15 protein-coding genes and 1 pseudogene are annotated in these 14,849 nt (G+C 72.3%); 10 read left to right on the top strand and 6 right to left on the bottom strand.

Annotation, left to right across the window (positions count from 1 at the left end):
- Positions 1-132 precede the first annotated feature (132 nt).
- A complete protein-coding gene (locus AE652_RS11185; RefSeq protein WP_049651115.1) occupies positions 133-1,710 on the top strand; it encodes a glycosyltransferase family 87 protein in 1,578 nt (525 codons plus the stop codon).
- A 40-nt stretch (positions 1,711-1,750) separates the two neighbouring features.
- Here AE652_RS11185 and AE652_RS11180 read toward each other — a convergent pair whose 3' ends face one another.
- From AE652_RS11180 to AE652_RS11170, 3 genes are all read right to left on the bottom strand, one after another.
- Complete coding sequence (locus AE652_RS11180; RefSeq protein ID WP_049651114.1) at positions 1,751-2,785, bottom strand: alanine racemase; 1,035 nt, start codon at positions 2,783-2,785, stop codon at positions 1,751-1,753.
- 13 nt (positions 2,786-2,798) lie between these two features.
- Positions 2,799-3,917 (bottom strand): peptidoglycan bridge formation glycyltransferase FemA/FemB family protein, encoded by a 1,119-nt coding sequence (locus AE652_RS11175; RefSeq protein ID WP_049651113.1) that lies wholly within the window; start codon positions 3,915-3,917, stop codon positions 2,799-2,801.
- Positions 3,918-4,140: 223 nt separating this feature from the next.
- On the bottom strand, positions 4,141-4,440 hold the full coding sequence (locus tag AE652_RS11170) for a hypothetical protein (protein ID WP_049651112.1): 300 nt from the start codon (positions 4,438-4,440) through the stop codon (positions 4,141-4,143).
- Between the two features lie 321 nt (positions 4,441-4,761).
- Here AE652_RS11170 and rpsF point away from each other — a divergent pair, with 321 nt between their 5' ends.
- The 4 genes from rpsF (at position 4,762) to rplI (ending at position 6,546) form a co-directional block, all read left to right on the top strand.
- Positions 4,762-5,052, top strand: a complete 291-nt coding sequence (gene rpsF, locus AE652_RS11165; protein WP_049651111.1) for a 30S ribosomal protein S6 — start codon at positions 4,762-4,764, stop codon at positions 5,050-5,052.
- A gap of 96 nt (positions 5,053-5,148) precedes the next feature.
- Positions 5,149-5,766, top strand: coding sequence for a single-stranded DNA-binding protein (locus AE652_RS11160; protein WP_049651110.1), 618 nt, complete (start codon positions 5,149-5,151; stop codon positions 5,764-5,766).
- Positions 5,767-5,845: 79 nt separating this feature from the next.
- Positions 5,846-6,082: a 30S ribosomal protein S18 gene (rpsR, locus tag AE652_RS11155; RefSeq protein ID WP_030059640.1), complete on the top strand. Its 237-nt coding sequence runs from the start codon at positions 5,846-5,848 to the stop codon at positions 6,080-6,082.
- Between the two features lie 17 nt (positions 6,083-6,099).
- Entirely contained in the window at positions 6,100-6,546 is a 447-nt protein-coding gene (gene rplI, locus AE652_RS11150) for a 50S ribosomal protein L9 (protein ID WP_049651109.1), read from the top strand.
- An 83-nt stretch (positions 6,547-6,629) separates the two neighbouring features.
- On the opposite strand, the gene AE652_RS11145 is transcribed toward rplI, so the two are convergent.
- Entirely contained in the window at positions 6,630-7,976 is a 1,347-nt protein-coding gene (locus AE652_RS11145; protein ID WP_049651108.1) for an MATE family efflux transporter, read from the bottom strand.
- Between the two features lie 451 nt (positions 7,977-8,427).
- On the opposite strand from AE652_RS11145, the gene dnaB reads away from it, so the two are divergent.
- Complete coding sequence (dnaB, locus tag AE652_RS11140) at positions 8,428-10,032, top strand: replicative DNA helicase (RefSeq protein WP_079271991.1); 1,605 nt, start codon at positions 8,428-8,430, stop codon at positions 10,030-10,032.
- 23 nt (positions 10,033-10,055) lie between these two features.
- Here the strand turns inward: dnaB and manA are convergent, their stop codons facing one another.
- Positions 10,056-11,234 (bottom strand): mannose-6-phosphate isomerase, class I, encoded by a 1,179-nt coding sequence (gene manA, locus AE652_RS11135; RefSeq protein ID WP_049651107.1) that lies wholly within the window; start codon positions 11,232-11,234, stop codon positions 10,056-10,058.
- Between the two features lie 336 nt (positions 11,235-11,570).
- On the opposite strand from manA, the gene AE652_RS11130 reads away from it, so the two are divergent.
- Positions 11,571-12,338 (top strand): polyprenol monophosphomannose synthase, encoded by a 768-nt coding sequence (locus AE652_RS11130; protein ID WP_049651106.1) that lies wholly within the window; start codon positions 11,571-11,573, stop codon positions 12,336-12,338.
- 96 nt (positions 12,339-12,434) lie between these two features.
- Here the strand turns inward: AE652_RS11130 and AE652_RS11125 are convergent, their stop codons facing one another.
- The gene (locus tag AE652_RS11125; RefSeq protein ID WP_082345658.1) at positions 12,435-12,842 is read right to left on the bottom strand and encodes a helix-turn-helix domain-containing protein; all 408 of its coding nucleotides are present in this window, start codon (positions 12,840-12,842) and stop codon (positions 12,435-12,437) included.
- Positions 12,843-12,949: 107 nt separating this feature from the next.
- On the opposite strand from AE652_RS11125, the gene AE652_RS11120 reads away from it, so the two are divergent.
- The 3 genes and pseudogenes from AE652_RS11120 to AE652_RS11110 all read left to right on the top strand — a co-directional run.
- Positions 12,950-13,597: an FMN-dependent NADH-azoreductase gene (locus AE652_RS11120; protein WP_049651105.1), complete on the top strand. Its 648-nt coding sequence runs from the start codon at positions 12,950-12,952 to the stop codon at positions 13,595-13,597.
- A gap of 109 nt (positions 13,598-13,706) precedes the next feature.
- The gene (locus AE652_RS11115; RefSeq protein WP_049651104.1) at positions 13,707-14,666 is read left to right on the top strand and encodes an MBL fold metallo-hydrolase; all 960 of its coding nucleotides are present in this window, start codon (positions 13,707-13,709) and stop codon (positions 14,664-14,666) included.
- A 16-nt stretch (positions 14,667-14,682) separates the two neighbouring features.
- Positions 14,683-14,849 (top strand): annotated as a pseudogene (locus AE652_RS11110) (NTP transferase domain-containing protein); the annotation flags it as partial.

The raw sequence follows: 14,849 nt of genomic DNA, 5'->3' as shown, positions 1-14,849 counted from the left end.
GGTGGCGGTCCTCCTCGGAGGGCCGCCACCGCCGTTTCCGTCGCGGCCACCGCGCCCGCCGGCGGCGCAGAGGTACAGACCGTTGCGGGGTCCTCCTCGTCCCGGCGGGACGGGTGCGGCAGGATGTCCGGCATGACGTCGAGCGATCGTGACGAAACCGCCGGGCCGGACGGGTCCGGCGCCGCCGCAGGGCCCCTCCCGGCAGCCGTCGCCACGGCCGCGCCGCCGGCCAACACCGTGGTCGTGCCGGCCGACGAGGACCCGGTGGCGGCGGCCGGCAGCGAGGTGTTCGGCGGGCCCCCGGGCCGCCGGGCGCTGCTCGGCGTCTCCTGGTGGGTCCCGGCGCGCTTCCTGGCGCTCGCGGTGATCGTGGTGTCGGTGCTCGGGATGGTGCAGAAGCTGCCCTGCTACGAGCAGGCCTGGTTCCAGCCGGGCTCGCCGCAGTACATCCACGCCTGCTACAGCGACATCCCGCACCTGTTCTCCGGACGCGGCTTCGCGGCCGGGCTGCACCCGTACGTGGACCGCGTCCCGGGCTCCTCGGGGGACCTCCAGTACCTGGAGTACCCGGTGCTGACCGGCCTGTTCATGCAGGTCGCGGCCTGGCTGACGCCGGGCGGCGGGGACCAGCAGAGCCAGGAGCAGTGGTTCTGGGCGATCAACGCCGGGATGCTGATGGCCTGCGCGGTGGTCGCCGCGGTGGCGCTCTCCCGCACCCACCGGCGCCGTCCGTGGGACGCGCTGCTGTTCGCGCTCGCCCCCGTCCTGCTGCTCAACGGCACCGTCAACTGGGACCTGCTCGCGGTCGCCCTGGCCGCCGTGGCGATGGCCTGGTGGAGCGGTGCCCGCCCGGGCTGGGCCGGTGTCTTCATCGGCCTGGCCACCGCGGCCAAGCTCTACCCGCTGCTGCTGATCGGCCCGCTGCTGGTGCTCTGCTGGCGGGCCGGCCGGTGGCGCGAGTTCCGGGTGATGCTGGGCGGCGCGGTCGGCTCCTGGCTGGTGGTCAACCTGCCGATCATGCTGGCCAACTGGCGGGGCTGGTCGACCTTCTACGTGTTCAGCAAGCACCGCGGCGAGGACTACGGCTCGTTCTGGCTGATCCTGATGCAGCGCCGGGGCGCCGGGCTGGCCGACCTCGACGTCTACATCGGCGTGCTGATGGTGCTGGGCTGCCTGGCCATAGCGTGGCTCGGCTTCTCGGCCCCGCGCCGGCCGCGCTTCGCCCAGCTGGCCTTCCTGGTGGTCGCGCTGTTCGTGCTGGTCAACAAGGTGTACTCGCCGCAGTACGCGCTCTGGCTGCTGCCGCTCGCGGTGCTGGCCCGGCCGCGCTGGCGGGACTTCCTGGTCTGGCAGGCCTGCGAGGTGCTCTACACCCTGGGCATCTGGTCCCACCTGGGCCTGGTCACCGGCTCCAAGCAGCACGGGATCGGCGAGGGCTGGTACCACTTCGCGATCGGGCTGCACCTGCTGGGCACCCTGTACCTGGTCGCCCTGGTGGTCCGCGACGTCCTCCACCCGGACCGCGACCCGGTCCGCTGGGACGGCAGCGACGACCCCTCCGGCGGGGTGCTGGACCACGCCCCGGACGTGTCCGTGCTGGGCACCGCCCGCCGGCTGCGCGAGGAGGAGAGCTACGCCGGGTACGCGCCGGCCGGCCCCGAGCAGTGGCTCAACGAGCCCGAGCTGCCGGAGCCGGCCGAAAAGGCCTAGCCGGTCGGAAAGGCCTGGCGGGTCGGAAAGGCCTGGCGGGTCAGCGGTCCACCACGCGGTCGAAGTGCGTGGTGGTGTGCCGGACCTGGAGACCGAGCTCCTCGCCGATCGCCGGGGGCTTGGTCTCCCCGTCCAGGAAGAGCAGCGAGACCTGCATGTGCGGCGGCTCGGCGAACCACAGCTGCTTGCCGGCCCAGTGGAACGGCGACTTGGTCTTGTTGACGGTCGCCAGGCCGGCCCGGGCGATGCCCTTGGCCCGCGCCCCCATGCTCTGGAGGTACTTGGGCGCCTCCAGGCCGATGCCGTGCGCGGTGCCGCCGGCGACCACCAGGATGTGGCCGTCGGAGGGCGCCGGGTGCTGGCGGTAGCCGTAGCGGTCGCCCTTCTGCAGCGGGGTGACGTCCAGGACGGTGGCCCGGACCTCCAGTGCGGCGTGGTCGCCGAGCCAGAGCCGGGTGCCGATCCGGGCGCGGAAGACCGTCTCCGGGTAGCGCTGGGCCAGCTGGTCCATGCCGGCCGCGCCGAGGTGGCTGACGAACACGGTGTGCACCGGGATGCCGGCCGCCCGGGCGGTGTCCACCCAGTACGCGACCTCCTCGATCGGGCTGGAGCCGTCCGGCCGGTCCATCGGCAGGTGCAGCGCCAGGCCCTCGAAGGCGACGCCCTCCAGCTCGTTGGCGACGGTGCGCAGGTCGGCCGCGCTCACGCCGTGCCGGCGCATGGTGGTCATGCACTCCAGCACCACCCGGGCACCGTGCAGCGAGCGCAGCGCCTCCACGCTGGCCACCGTCCGGATCACCCGGGCGTGCGGCAGCGGGAGCACCTCCTCGCCGACCCGGTACGGGGTGAGCACCAGCAGCTCGCCGCCGTACCACTCGGCGGCGTCGGCCGCCTCGTACGCGGTACCGACGGCGAGCACCCCGGTGCCCAGCAGCGTCGCCTCCTCGGCCAGCCGGTGGTTGCCCAGGCCGTAGCCGTTCCCCTTGGCGACGGGCACCAGGCCGGGGAACTCGGCGAGGACGGAGCGCTGGTGGGTGCGCCAGCGTTCGGTCTCGAGGTAGAGCGACAGCGTCATCGGGTCAGCCTCCTCAGCGGCGGGACATGTAGAGGTCGAGGGCCTTGTGCAGCAGCTTGTTGAGCGGGAAGTCCCACTCGCCGAGGTACTCGGCCGCCTGGCCGCCGGTGCCGACCTTGAACTGGATCAGGCCGAACAGGTGGTCGTTCTCGTCCAGGGTGTCACTGATGCCGCGCAGGTCGTACACCCCGCCGCCGAGGGCGTAGGAGTCGCGCATCATCCGCCACTGGATGGCGTTGGACGGCTTGACCTCGCGCTTGTGGTTGGCCGAGGCGCCGTAGGAGTACCAGACGTGCTCGCCGACCACCAGCATCGTGGTGGCGGCCAGCGGCTCGCCCTCGTGGTAGGCGATGTAGAGCCGCATGCGGTTCGGGTCCTCGGCCACCAGGGCCTTCCACATCCGCTGGAAGTAGGCCAGCGGGCGCGGGGTGAACTTGTCGCGCTCGGCGGTGACCAGGTAGAGCTGGTGGAAGATCGGCAGGTCGTCGTAGCCGCCCTGGTAGACCTCGACGCCGCTCTTCTCGGCCTTCTTGATGTTGCGGCGCCAGAGCTGGTTGAAGTTCTTGTGGATGTCGTCCAGCGAGCGGTTGGCCAGCGGCACCTGGAAGACGTAGCGGGGCTGGACGTCGCCGAAGCCGGCGCCGCCGTCCTCGCCCTGCAGCCAGCCGGCCTTGCGCAGCCGGTCGGCCACCTCGAAGGCGCGGGCCTCGTACCAGTCGGCCTCGACGTCGCGCAGGCGCTTGGCCTGCTTGCCGGCGATGGCCTCCTTGATGGTGGGGGCGTTCCAGCGGCGGATGACGATCGGCGGGCCCATCTTCACCGAGAACGCGCCCTGCGACTTGAGGTGCGCCAGCATCGGGGAGAGCCAGCGGTCGAGGTCGCGGTCGAACCAGTCGATGACCGGTCCCTCGGGCAGGTAGGCGAGGTAGCGCTTGAGCTTGGGCAGCTGGCGGTAGAGGACCAGGCCGGCGCCGACGAGCTGGTCGGCCTCGTCGAACCAGCCGATCGACTCGGAGCGCCACTCGGCCTTCACGTCGCCCCACGACGGCACCTGCATGTGGCTGGCCGAGGCGCGGCTCCTGATGAAGGCGAGGTGCTCCTCGCGGGTGATCGTCCTCAGGCGCAGGCTCATGTGCTCGGTGCTCCTCGTCGTCGGGCTGCGGTGGCCCAGGTTCTCGGGCTGACCTTATCGTCCGGGGTCCGGGCGCCCGTCGCTGCGGGCACGGCGGCGCCCCGTCGGGTACCTGTCTCCTCTGCAGATACGCGACGGGGGCGGCGAGGGTTCCGGGCGGGGCCTGTGGGCTCGGTCCCAGCGGTGCGGTCCGGGGGCGTGCGAGGGGGCGCGGGGGCCCGGTTCAGCCCCAGAGACCGCCGCGGGCGATGCCGAGGTAGAAGCCGATCGCGGCGGCGCCGAGTGTGATCATCAGGACGAAGCGCTCGGCGGTGGTGACCGAGACGAACATGCCCCACAGGCCCGTGACGATGCCGAACAGGCCGGTCCACGAGGTCAGCAGGTGCAGGTTGTGGAAGAACGAGGTGGCGAAGGCGATCACGCCCAGCACGGCGGTGACGCCCACCAGGGCGTTCTCGCGGGGGTGCGGGTGGCCGTCGGTGTTCAGGGTGAGGGCGGGCATGCGGTGGACGGACTGTGCCATGGGTCCCACCTCCTGGCGTGGAGACGAACGGGCAGGAATCCCGTTCCGTCCAGATTGCGGCGCTTGGGCCGCTCTCACAACCCCTATGCGTTTTGTTCGGCCGTCCGGGTGCAGGTAGGCTGTGCCGTCTGCACTGGTGTAGTTGTGCCCCCTTTGCACCCTCTACCGGGTGGGATCCGCCTCCGGGCGGAGCGGGGGCCGATTGTCCGACCCGGCCGCTACGGTGGGCCGGAGTCGTCACTGCTCCGGTGCCGACGCTACGCACAACCCTCCTGCCACGGAGAGACCGTGGCCGCTGAGTCCAAAGGAGGTGGGTTACTCATGCGTCACTACGAGCTGATGGTCATCCTCGACCCCTCGGTCGAGGAGCGCGCTGTCTCCCCCCTGATCGAGAACTTCCTCACCGTCGTCCGCAACGCGGGTGGCAAGGTGGAGAAGGTCGACACCTGGGGTCGCCGCCGTCTGGCTTACGAGATCAACAAGCAGTCCGAGGGCATCTACTCGGTCATCGACCTCAAGGCCACGCCTGAGGTCGTCAAGGAGCTCGACCGCCAGCTGGGCCTGAGCGAGTCGGTTCTGCGGACCAAGGTCCTGCGCCCGGACACCCACTGAGCCACCTCTGAGGCCTTCGGGTCTCGGGTAGCTCGCGTCCGCTGTTTCACGTGAAACAGCGGTGAACGGACATCTTCCCGAGAGGTCATCACCACCATGGCAGGCGAGACCGTCATCACCCTCGTCGGCAATCTCGTCGACGACCCCGAGCTGCGCTTCACCCCGTCGGGTGCGGCGGTCGCGAAGTTCCGCATCGCGTCCACCCCCCGCACCTTCGACCGTCAGACGAACGAGTGGAAGGACGGCGAGAGCCTCTTCCTCACGTGCAACGTCTGGCGGCAGCCGGCGGAGAACGTGGCCGAGTCGCTGCAGCGCGGCATGCGCGTCATCGTGCAGGGCCGACTGCGCCAGCGGTCTTACGAGACCAAGGAAGGCGAGAAGCGGACGGTCTTCGAGGTCGAGGTCGACGAGGTCGGTCCGAGCCTGCGCTCGGCGACCGCCAAGGTCACCCGGGCCAACCGGTCCGGCGCCCCCGGTGGCGGCTTCGGCGGCCAGCAGGGTGGCGGCCAGGGCGGCGGCGGCAGCTGGGGTGGAAACTCCGGCGGCGGCGGCCAGCAGGGCGGCGGCAGCTGGGGTGGAAACTCCGGCGGCGGCCAGTCCGGCCCCTCCGACGACCCCTGGGCCTCCAGCGCCCCGTCCGGTGGAAACCAGGGCGGCGGCTGGGGTGCCCCGGCCGGCGGCGGTGGCGGCTACTCGGAAGAGCCCCCGTTCTAAGAGCTGACAGATTTCGTGCGGCCCGGCCGCCGGCGTCCCCGGACGCCCGCCGGGCCGTGAACCCCAAATGGAGCACACAATGGCGAAGCCGCCTGCTCGCAAGCCGAAGAAGAAGGTTTGCGTCTTCTGCAAGGACAAGGTCAACTACGTTGACTACAAGGACACGAACCTGCTGCGGAAGTACATCTCCGACCGCGGCAAGATCCGTGCCCGTCGGGTGACCGGCAACTGCACCCAGCACCAGCGTGACGTCGCCACGGCCGTGAAGAACAGCCGTGAGATGGCGCTGCTGCCCTACACCAGCACCGCGCGCTAAGAGAGGGTGACCAAGTAATGAAGATCATCCTCACTCACGAGGTGCCGGGTCTCGGCTCCGCCGGCGAGGTCGTCGAGGTCAAGGACGGCTACGCCCGCAACTACCTGGTCCCGCGTGGCTTCGCCATCCGCTGGACCAAGGGTGGTCAGAAGGACGTCGACGCCATCCGTCGCGCCCGGAAGATCCACGAGATCCAGACCCTCGAGGCCGCCACCGCGGTCAAGGGTCAGCTCGAGGGCGTCCAGGTCAAGCTGGCCGTCCGCTCGGGCGACGCCGGCCGTCTGTTCGGCTCGGTGACCCAGGCCGACGTCGTCGAGGCCATCAAGGCCGCCGGCGGCCCGGCCGTGGACAAGCGCGCCGTCGCGATCGCCTCGCCGATCAAGACCGTGGGCTCCCACAAGGTCTCGGTCAAGCTGCACTCGGACGTCGTGGCCAACCTCGACGTCGCCGTCGTGGCTGCCTGAGCTCCGTAGAGCACAAGGCCTGAGGGCCGGACTCCTCCGGGAGTCCGGCCCTCGGTCTTTTCCGGCCCGGTTCTCTTCGGGTCTCAGCCGCGCACCGCTCCGGTGACCAGCCACTTGCCGCCGCGGGCGCGCCAGGCCAGGAAGCCGGCCCGCAGCAGCATGAACAGGTTCATCGCCCACCAGAGCCCGGCCAGTCCGGTGCCGGTGGCCGGCACCGCCAGGGCCACCGGGACGAACACCGCCAGGGTGGCGAGCCCGGCCCAGGCCAGGTAGCGGCCGTCCCCGGCGCCCATCAGCACGCCGTCCAGCACGAAGACCGGGCCGGCCACCGGCTGGGTGAGCGCGAGCAGCAGCAGGGCGGTGTCCAGCTGGGCCCGGACGGCCGGATCGGGTGTGAAGAGCGGGACGTACAGCGGGCGGGCGACCACCACCAGCAGGCCGAGCACCAGTCCGGAGACGACGCCCCACTCGACCATCCGCCGGGTGGCGGCCCTGGCGCCGGGGACGTCCGAGGCGCCCAGGTAGCGGCCGATGATGGCCTGGCCGGCGATCGCGATCGCGTCCAGCGCGAAGGCCAGGAAGTTGAACAGCGCCATGGTGATCTGGTGGGCGGCGACCTGGTCGTCGCCGAGCCGGGCGGCGACCGCGGTGGCGGTCATCAGCACCGCGCGCAGACTGATCGTCCGGACCAGCAGCGGGCCGCCGGCCCGGGCACTGGCCCGGATGCCCGCGGTGTCCGGCCGCAGCGAGGCCCCTTCCCGGCGGGCGCCGCGGACCACCACGACCAGGTAGGCGGCGGCCATCCCGGTCTGGGCGAGCACGGTGCCCCAGGCCGAGCCGGCCACCCCGAGCCCGGCGCCGTACACCAGGCCGGCGTTCAGGCCGATGTTGGCGGCGAAGCCCGCGACGGCCACCACCAGCGGCGTGCGGGTGTCCTGGAGGCCGCGCAGCACCCCGGTGGCGGCCAGCACCATGAGCATCGCCGGGATGCCCAGCGAGCTGATCCGCAGGTACGTCACCGCGTGCGGCGCGGCGGTCGCCGAGGCGCCCAGCGCGTCGGCCGCCCAGGGCGCCAGCACCAGGGTGAGGAGGACCACCGGGACGGCCAGGCCCAGGGCGAGCCAGATGCCGTCGATGCCCTGCTGCACGGCGCCCCGGCGGTCCCCGGCGCCGATCCTGCGGGCGACCGCCGCGGTGGTGGCGTAGGCGAGGAAGACGAACACGCCGGTCGCGGTGGAGAGCGCGGCGGAGGCGACGCCCACCCCGGCCAGCTGGGGGGTGCCGAGGTGGCCGACGATCGCCGAGTCGGCCATCAGGAAGAGCGGTTCGGCGACGAGCGCGCCGAAGGCCGGGACGGCCAGGGCGAGGATCTCCCGGTCGTGCCGGCGTCGCGAGGGCTTCGGGGCCGGGGTCGGGGGCGAGGCGGTCATGGGCTCCAGGCTACTCATCCACAGGTAATGGATGTAAGGGCCTAGTGACTATTACTCGAAATCTTGAGCGGCGCGGTTCGTCCGCTCTGCGCCCACAGCCGTTCGGAGGTGTGTGAAGAATTTCTCATGCACAGGACCGGGAAGAGGTAATCCCAGGTCAACAGGTTGACGGTGGATCGATTGTTCGGTTATCCACAGGGACGTCCACAGGGGTGTCCACAGCTTTGCGGCAGTTCTCCACAGGACGGGGCCGGTCATCCACACCCCCTGTGGATAACCGCCTTGGCGCAACGGCGTCCGGCGCCTTAGCGTGGGCCCTCCGCCCGACACTCCCGCCGCCCCGGCGTCCGTTTTGTCGGGACCGTGGCGTACAAAGAGGAGCGGCTCCGCTCCACCCAGCCACCGGCAAGCCCGCTCCACCTTCGCACCACTCGCTGATCGGGGAACACGCGTGACCGGCCCCCAGTACGACGACCACGACGCCCCGCCGCCGGAGGAGGACTGGCAGCCCGCCGAGGACCCCTTCCCGGCCGGCGCCTTCGACGACGCCCCCTTCCCGGACGGCCCGGGGGACCGGCTGCCGGTCTCGCGCGGCCGTGGCCAGGGCGGTCAGGGCGGTGGCCGTGACGGCCAGAAGGGCGGCTTCCAGAAGGGCGGCAAGGGCGACCGGAAGGACGGCGGCTGGCAGCGCCGGGACGAGGGCGGCGGCGACGGGGGCGGGGGCGTGGACGGCTTCGAGCGCGTCCCGCCGCAGGACCTGGACGCCGAGAAGTCCGTCCTCGGCGGCATGCTGCTCTCCAAGGACGCCATCGCCGACGTCGTCGAGGTGCTCAAGCCGGTCGACTACTACCGGCCCGCGCACGAGATGGTCCACGGCGCGATCCTCGACCTCTACGCCCGCGGCGAGCCGGCCGACCCGATCACCGTGGCCGGCGAGCTGACCAAGCGCGGCGAGCTCCAGCGCGTCGGCGGCGCCTCCTACCTGCACACCCTGGTCAACTCCGTCCCGACCGCGGCCAACGCCGAGTACTACGCCCAGATCGTGCACGAGCGCGCGGTGCTGCGCCGGCTGGTCGAGGCGGGCACCCGGATCGCCGGCATGGGCTACGCGGCCGAGGGCGACGTGGACGAGATCGTCAACGCCGCCCAGGCGGAGATCTACGCCGTCACCGAGCAGCGCACCAACGAGGACTACGCCCCGCTCTCCGACATCATGGAGGGCGCCCTCGACGAGATCGAGGCGATCGGCTCCCGCAACGGCGAGATGTCCGGCGTCCCCACCGGCTTCGCCGACTTCGACCAGCTCACCAACGGCCTCCACCCCGGCCAGATGATCGTCATCGCGGCCCGTCCCGCGATGGGCAAGTCCACCCTGGCGCTGGACTTCGCCCGGGCCTGCTCGATCCACCACAAGCTGCCGAGCGTGATCTTCTCGCTCGAAATGGGCCGCAACGAGATCGCCATGCGCCTGCTCTCCGCCGAGGCCCGGGTGGCGCTGCACCACATGCGCTCCGGGAACATGACGGACGACGACTGGACGCGGGTGGCCCGCCGGATGCCCGACGTCAGCGAGGCGCCGCTGTTCATCGACGACTCGCCGAACCTGTCGATGATGGAGATCCGCGCCAAGTGCCGCCGGCTGAAGCAGCGCAACGACATCAAGCTGGTCGTCATCGACTACCTCCAGCTGATGCAGTCCGGCGGCTCCCGGCGGGCCGAGAACCGTCAGCAGGAGGTCTCGGACATGTCCCGTAACCTCAAGCTGCTGGCCAAGGAGCTGGAAGTCCCGGTCATCGCGCTGTCCCAGCTGAACCGTGGTCCCGAGCAGCGCACCGACAAGCGGCCGATGGTCTCGGACCTCCGCGAGTCCGGCTCGATCGAGCAGGACGCCGACATGGTCATCCTGCTGCACCGCGAGGACGCCTACGAGAAGGAGTCCCCGCGCGCGGGCGAGGCCGACCTGATCGTCGCCAAGCACCGTAACGGTCCGACCGCGACGATCACGGTGGCCTTCCAGGGCCACTACTCGCGCTTCGTCGACATGACCCGGGACTGAGCCAAGGGCCCCGTCCGGAGCGGTCAGACGGTGACGGTGGCGCGGAAGAGCGTGCCGCCGGTGCCGGAGAGGCGGGTCGGGGCGCCGGTGGCGGGGAGGAAGGCGGCCTGGCCGCGGGCCAGGTCCAGGACGGTGCCGTCGGCGGCGGTCAGCCGGGTGGCGCCCTCGGTGCAGAGCAGGATCTGCGGGGTGCGGCCGTCGATCTCGCGCTCGGCGCCGTCCAGGACGAAGCGGGAGAGCCGGAACTCGTCGATCGGGACGGGGTAGAGCTCCTCGCCCGGGGTGCCCTCGACCGGGGCCGGCTCCAGCGGCTCGGGGGCGCCGGCCTCGAAGACCACGACCTTCAGCAGCTCCGGCACGTCGATGTGCTTGGGGGTGAGGCCGGCCCGCAGCACGTTGTCGGAGTTGGCCTGGAGCTCGACGCAGACGCCGGACAGGTAGCCGTGCGGCACCCCGGCGCCCAGGTAGAGCGCCTGGCCGGCCCGCAGCCGGACGTGGTTGAGCAGCATGCCGGCGACCACGCCGCGGTCGTCCGGGAAGTCCTCGGCGATCCGGGCGTACGGGGCGTACTCCCCGTCCGGGTCGGTCGCCGCCAGCACCTCGACGGTCCGCCGGACGGTCTCCGGGTCCAGCGCGAGGGCGGCGGTCAGGGCGCCGCGCAGGGCCTCGGAGGTGTCCTCGGCGGCCAGCCGCCCGATCACCGGGGCGAGCCCGGGCACCCCGAGCCCGGTCAGCAGCCGGGCCGCGTCGGCGGGCCGCCGGAAGCCGCACAGGCCGTCGAAGTCGCCCAGCGCGCAGACCATTTCGGGCTTGTGGTTGGCGTCCCGGTAGTTGCGCTCGGGGGCGTCCAGGGGGATCCCGAGGGCGTTCTCGGCGGCGAAGCCGGCCCGGGCCTGGTCGAGCGTGGGGTGGGCCTGGATGGACAGCGGGATGCCCGCGGCCAGGACCTTGAAGAGGAACGGCAGGGTCGGGCCGAACCTGGCCACGCTCGCGGCGCCCAGCTCGCCCTCGGGGTCGGCCGCGATCAGCTCGTCCAGCCGGCGCGGGCCCTCGCCGCGGTCGGCGCGGGACGGGGCGCCGGGGTGGGCGCCCATCCACAGCTCGGCCTGCGGTTCACCGGTCGGCCGCTGCCCGAGCAGCTCGGGCAGGGCGGTGAGCGACCCCCAGGCGTACGGGCGGACGGTGTTGACGAGCCTGTCCATGCGCGCGGTCCTACTCCTTCGCAGTCTGGGCGGCCCCGGATGTCCCGAGTCCGGATCGCCGGGGCGGGCCCGGCGGTGCGGGCGGTCCGGGCACGGGCAAGGGAAACGACCCTAGCCGAACGGTGTCACCCACGGGGAAACGGTGGCCACCGGGTGGGAGTGCCACGGCCGGACCTGCGGTTCCCGGCGCGGTAGTAGGATGCCAGGACGCAGTAGCCTCCGCCCTGCGCGCAGTTCGCCACCGAGGTCCTCCCGGCGGGCTGCCGGCGGAGCCGCGTTCCAGAGTGCGGGCGCCGGTGTTCCGAGACCCCCCGTCATCGGCCGAGAGGTTTGTACGTGACCGTGAACCAGCAGAGTTTTGCTGATCTCGGCAAGGTCCTGGTGATCATCCCGACCTACAACGAGGCGGAGAACGTCGAGCGGATCGTCGGCCGGGTCCGTGCCGCCGTTCCCGAGGCGCACGTCCTGGTCGCCGACGACAACAGCCCCGACGGCACCGGCGAGCTGGCCGACAAGCTGGCCGTCGAGGACGAGCACGTCCACGTCATGCACCGCAAGGGCAAGGAGGGCCTCGGGGCCGCCTACCTCGCGGGCTTCCGCTGGGGCATCGACAACGGCTACGACGTCCTGGTCGAGATGGACGCGGACGGCTCGCACCAGCCCGAGGAGCTGGACCGGCTGCTGGGCGCGCTGCGCGGCGCCGACCTGGTGCTGGGCTCGCGCTGGGTGCCGGGCGGCCGGGTGGTGAACTGGCCGAAGTCCCGGCTGCTGCTCTCGCGCGGCGGCTCGACCTACTCGCGGCTGATGCTGGGCGTGCCGATCCGGGACGTCACCGGCGGCTACCGGGCGTTCCGCAAGGAGACCCTGCTGGGCCTGGGCATGGACGAGGTCGCCTCGGCCGGGTACTGCTTCCAGGTCGACCTGGCCTGGCGCACGGTGAAGGCCGGGTTCAAGGTCGCCGAGGTGCCGATCACCTTCGTCGAGCGCGAGCTGGGGGCGTCCAAGATGAGCCGCAGCATCGTGGTCGAGGCGCTGTGGCGGGTGACCACCTGGGGTGTCACCGACCGGCTGGCCAAGCTGCGCGGGGCCACCGCGAAGCGCTGACCGACCGAACCGTTCCTGGCCGAAGGGCCCGTCCACCGAACCGGTGGACGGGCCCTTCCGCATGTCCGGGGGAGGTGCGCCGGGCGCCCGGGGGGCTCAGCAGCCGCTCCTGAGCACGCCCTCCGGCAGGTAGCGGTCGGCCCAGACGGCCAGTTCGGTGAGCGCGGGCTTGAGCGCGAAGCCGGCCTCGGTGAGCCGGTAGCTGACCCGCAGCGGCGGGCCGGCGTCGACCTCGCGGACGACCAGCCCGGCCTCGGCCAGCTCGGTCAGCCGGTCGGAGAGCATCCGCTCGCTGATGCCCGGGACGGCGCGGCGCAGCTCGGAGAAGTACGCGGGGCCGCCGTTGGTGAGGACGCCCAGCAGCATGCCGGTCCAGCGCTTGCCGAGCAGGGTGAACACCCGGGTGAGGGCCAGGTCGACGTTGCGGCACGGGCCGGGGCCCTCGGCGCCGCACGCGTCGGTGGAGATCGGGACTCCGTCGGTCACTGCCTCGTGCTCGGCCATGGGTCCAGCCTACTCGAACCCCTACTAGTGACTATAGAAAAGTAAGCTGCTACCGTAATTGCAGTCGCAGCGAAATCAGCAGCTACTTATTATCTGGAGGCACTGCCATGCCCACGCTCCTGCACCTCGACTCCTCCGCGATCGCCGACGGCTCCGTCTCCCGCGAGGTCACCGCCGCCTTCCGCGCCGCCTGGCAGGCCGAGCACCCCGAGGGCACGGTGATCTACCGGGACCTCGCCGCCGACCCCCTCCCGCACCTCGACGTGCACGGCATCAGCGCCGGATTCGCCCCCGCCGAGGCCCACAGCGCCGAGCAGGCCGCCGCCTTCGCGCTGCGCGAGCAGGTGATGGCCGAGCTGGAGCAGGCCGACGCCGTGCTGATCGGCAGCCCGATGTACAACTTCACGATCCCGTCGACCCTCAAGACCTGGCTGGACCACGTGATCCTGGTCGGCCGCACCGCCGGCGAGACGCCCTCCGCCAAGGGCACCCCGGTCACCGTGGTCGCCTCCCGCGGCGGCTCGTACGCGCCCGGCGCCCCGCGCGAGCCGTTCGAGTTCGTCACCACCTACCTGGAGAAGGTGCTGACCGGCATGCTCGGGCTGGAGGTCGACTTCATCGTCCCGGAGTTCACCCTGGCGGCCGCCGTCCCGGCGATGGCCGACTTCGTCCCGAAGGCCGTCGAGTCCAAGGCCCAGGCCCTGGAGCAGGCCGCCCGCCGGGCCAAGGAAGCGGCCGCCCGAGCCGCGGTGTGACGTGCACCGGAGGCGCGCCCCACCGGGCGCGCCTTCCGCGCAATCGGCCGTCGGTGCTCCCATGCTGTAGGGCGCAGGGAATCCGACCGCCGACCAGAGGGAGCAGCCCGTGACGACGTCCCCGTCCGAGGAGAGCGCCGGCGCGGAGCGTGCCCAGGCCCGGCCGGCCGCGGGCGCGGTGCCGCCCGAGCCCGGGCAGCCGGCCCGGCCGCTGGAGGTCGCCGTCTTCACCGGCCCCGAGTCGGCCTTCTTCGCCACCTCGACACTGATCCTCGGCGAGCGGACCGCGATCCTGGTGGACGCCCAGCTGACCCGCAGCGCCGGGCGCGAGCTGGCCGAGTGGGTCGCCGGCAAGGGCAGACGCCTGCTCGCCGTCGTCGTCACCCACCAGCACCCGGACCACTACTTCGGCGCCGAGGAGGTGCTGCGGCTCTTCCCCGACGCGCAGCTGCTGGCCGCCCCGGCCGTGGTCGAGGGCATCCGGCGCACCGTCGCCGCCAAGGTCGCGCAGTGGAAGCCGGTGTACGGCGACGACATCCCGGACCACCCGCTGATCCCCGCCCCGCTGCTGCCGCAGCCGCTGATGCTGGACCGCCAGGTGATCCCCGTGCTGCTGCTCGGCCAGGCCGACTGCGGGGACTCCACGGTCGTCCACGTGCCGAGCATCCGTACCGTGATCGCCGGGGACTTCGTCCACAACGGCACCCACGTCTGGACCGCCGACACCACCCCGGCCCAGCGCACCACGTGGGGGCACAACCTCGGCCGGATCGCCGACCTCGGCGCGGACCGGGTGATCGCCGGCCACCGGGCCCCGGACCAGGGCGACGACGCCGCCCGGGTGCTGGCCTTCACCGGCGAGTACCTCCAGGACTTCGACCGGCTGCTGGCCGAGCACCCGGACGACCCGGAGGCGCTGGTCACGGCGATGAACGAGCGGTACGGGGAGCTGACCCTGCCGTCCTTCCTGCAACTGGGCGCGGCGGCCAACACCGCCCGCGCGGCCGGGGCCGAGGCAGCGGGGGAGGACCGGGAGTCCGAGGAGGACGGCGGACCCGAGCAGGCGTAGGGCGGATACTGGCCGCATGACGCCGTACGACGTGATCGTCCCGGCGGGCGGGGCCGCCCGGCGCCTCGGCGGGGCCGACAAGCCCGGGCTGACGGTCGGCGGGACCACCCTGCTCGACCGGGTGCTCGCCGCCTGCGCGGGCGCCCGCACCACCGTCGTGGTCGGCCCGGTCCGGCCGACCGC

The sequence above is a fragment of the Kitasatospora sp. MY 5-36 genome, assembly GCF_001182915.1.
Taxonomy (GTDB): Bacteria; Actinomycetota; Actinomycetes; order Streptomycetales; family Streptomycetaceae; genus Kitasatospora.
This window is presented reverse-complemented; position numbering and strand designations above follow the sequence as displayed.

Bases quoted from the DNA above. Each gene is read 5' to 3' on its own strand.
- AE652_RS11185 (WP_049651115.1), top strand. From the start codon at position 133: ATGACGTCGAGCGATCGTGACGAAACCGCCGGGCCGGACGGGTCCGGC.
- AE652_RS11180 (WP_049651114.1), bottom strand. From the start codon at position 2,785: ATGACGCTGTCGCTCTACCTCGAGACCGAACGCTGGCGCACCCACCAG.
- AE652_RS11175 (WP_049651113.1), bottom strand. From the start codon at position 3,917: ATGAGCCTGCGCCTGAGGACGATCACCCGCGAGGAGCACCTCGCCTTC.
- AE652_RS11170 (WP_049651112.1), bottom strand. From the start codon at position 4,440: ATGGCACAGTCCGTCCACCGCATGCCCGCCCTCACCCTGAACACCGAC.
- rpsF (WP_049651111.1), top strand. From the start codon at position 4,762: ATGCGTCACTACGAGCTGATGGTCATCCTCGACCCCTCGGTCGAGGAG.
- AE652_RS11160 (WP_049651110.1), top strand. From the start codon at position 5,149: ATGGCAGGCGAGACCGTCATCACCCTCGTCGGCAATCTCGTCGACGAC.
- rpsR (WP_030059640.1), top strand. From the start codon at position 5,846: ATGGCGAAGCCGCCTGCTCGCAAGCCGAAGAAGAAGGTTTGCGTCTTC.
- rplI (WP_049651109.1), top strand. From the start codon at position 6,100: ATGAAGATCATCCTCACTCACGAGGTGCCGGGTCTCGGCTCCGCCGGC.
- AE652_RS11145 (WP_049651108.1), bottom strand. From the start codon at position 7,976: ATGACCGCCTCGCCCCCGACCCCGGCCCCGAAGCCCTCGCGACGCCGG.
- manA (WP_049651107.1), bottom strand. From the start codon at position 11,234: ATGGACAGGCTCGTCAACACCGTCCGCCCGTACGCCTGGGGGTCGCTC.
- AE652_RS11125 (WP_082345658.1), bottom strand. From the start codon at position 12,842: ATGGCCGAGCACGAGGCAGTGACCGACGGAGTCCCGATCTCCACCGAC.
- AE652_RS11120 (WP_049651105.1), top strand. From the start codon at position 12,950: ATGCCCACGCTCCTGCACCTCGACTCCTCCGCGATCGCCGACGGCTCC.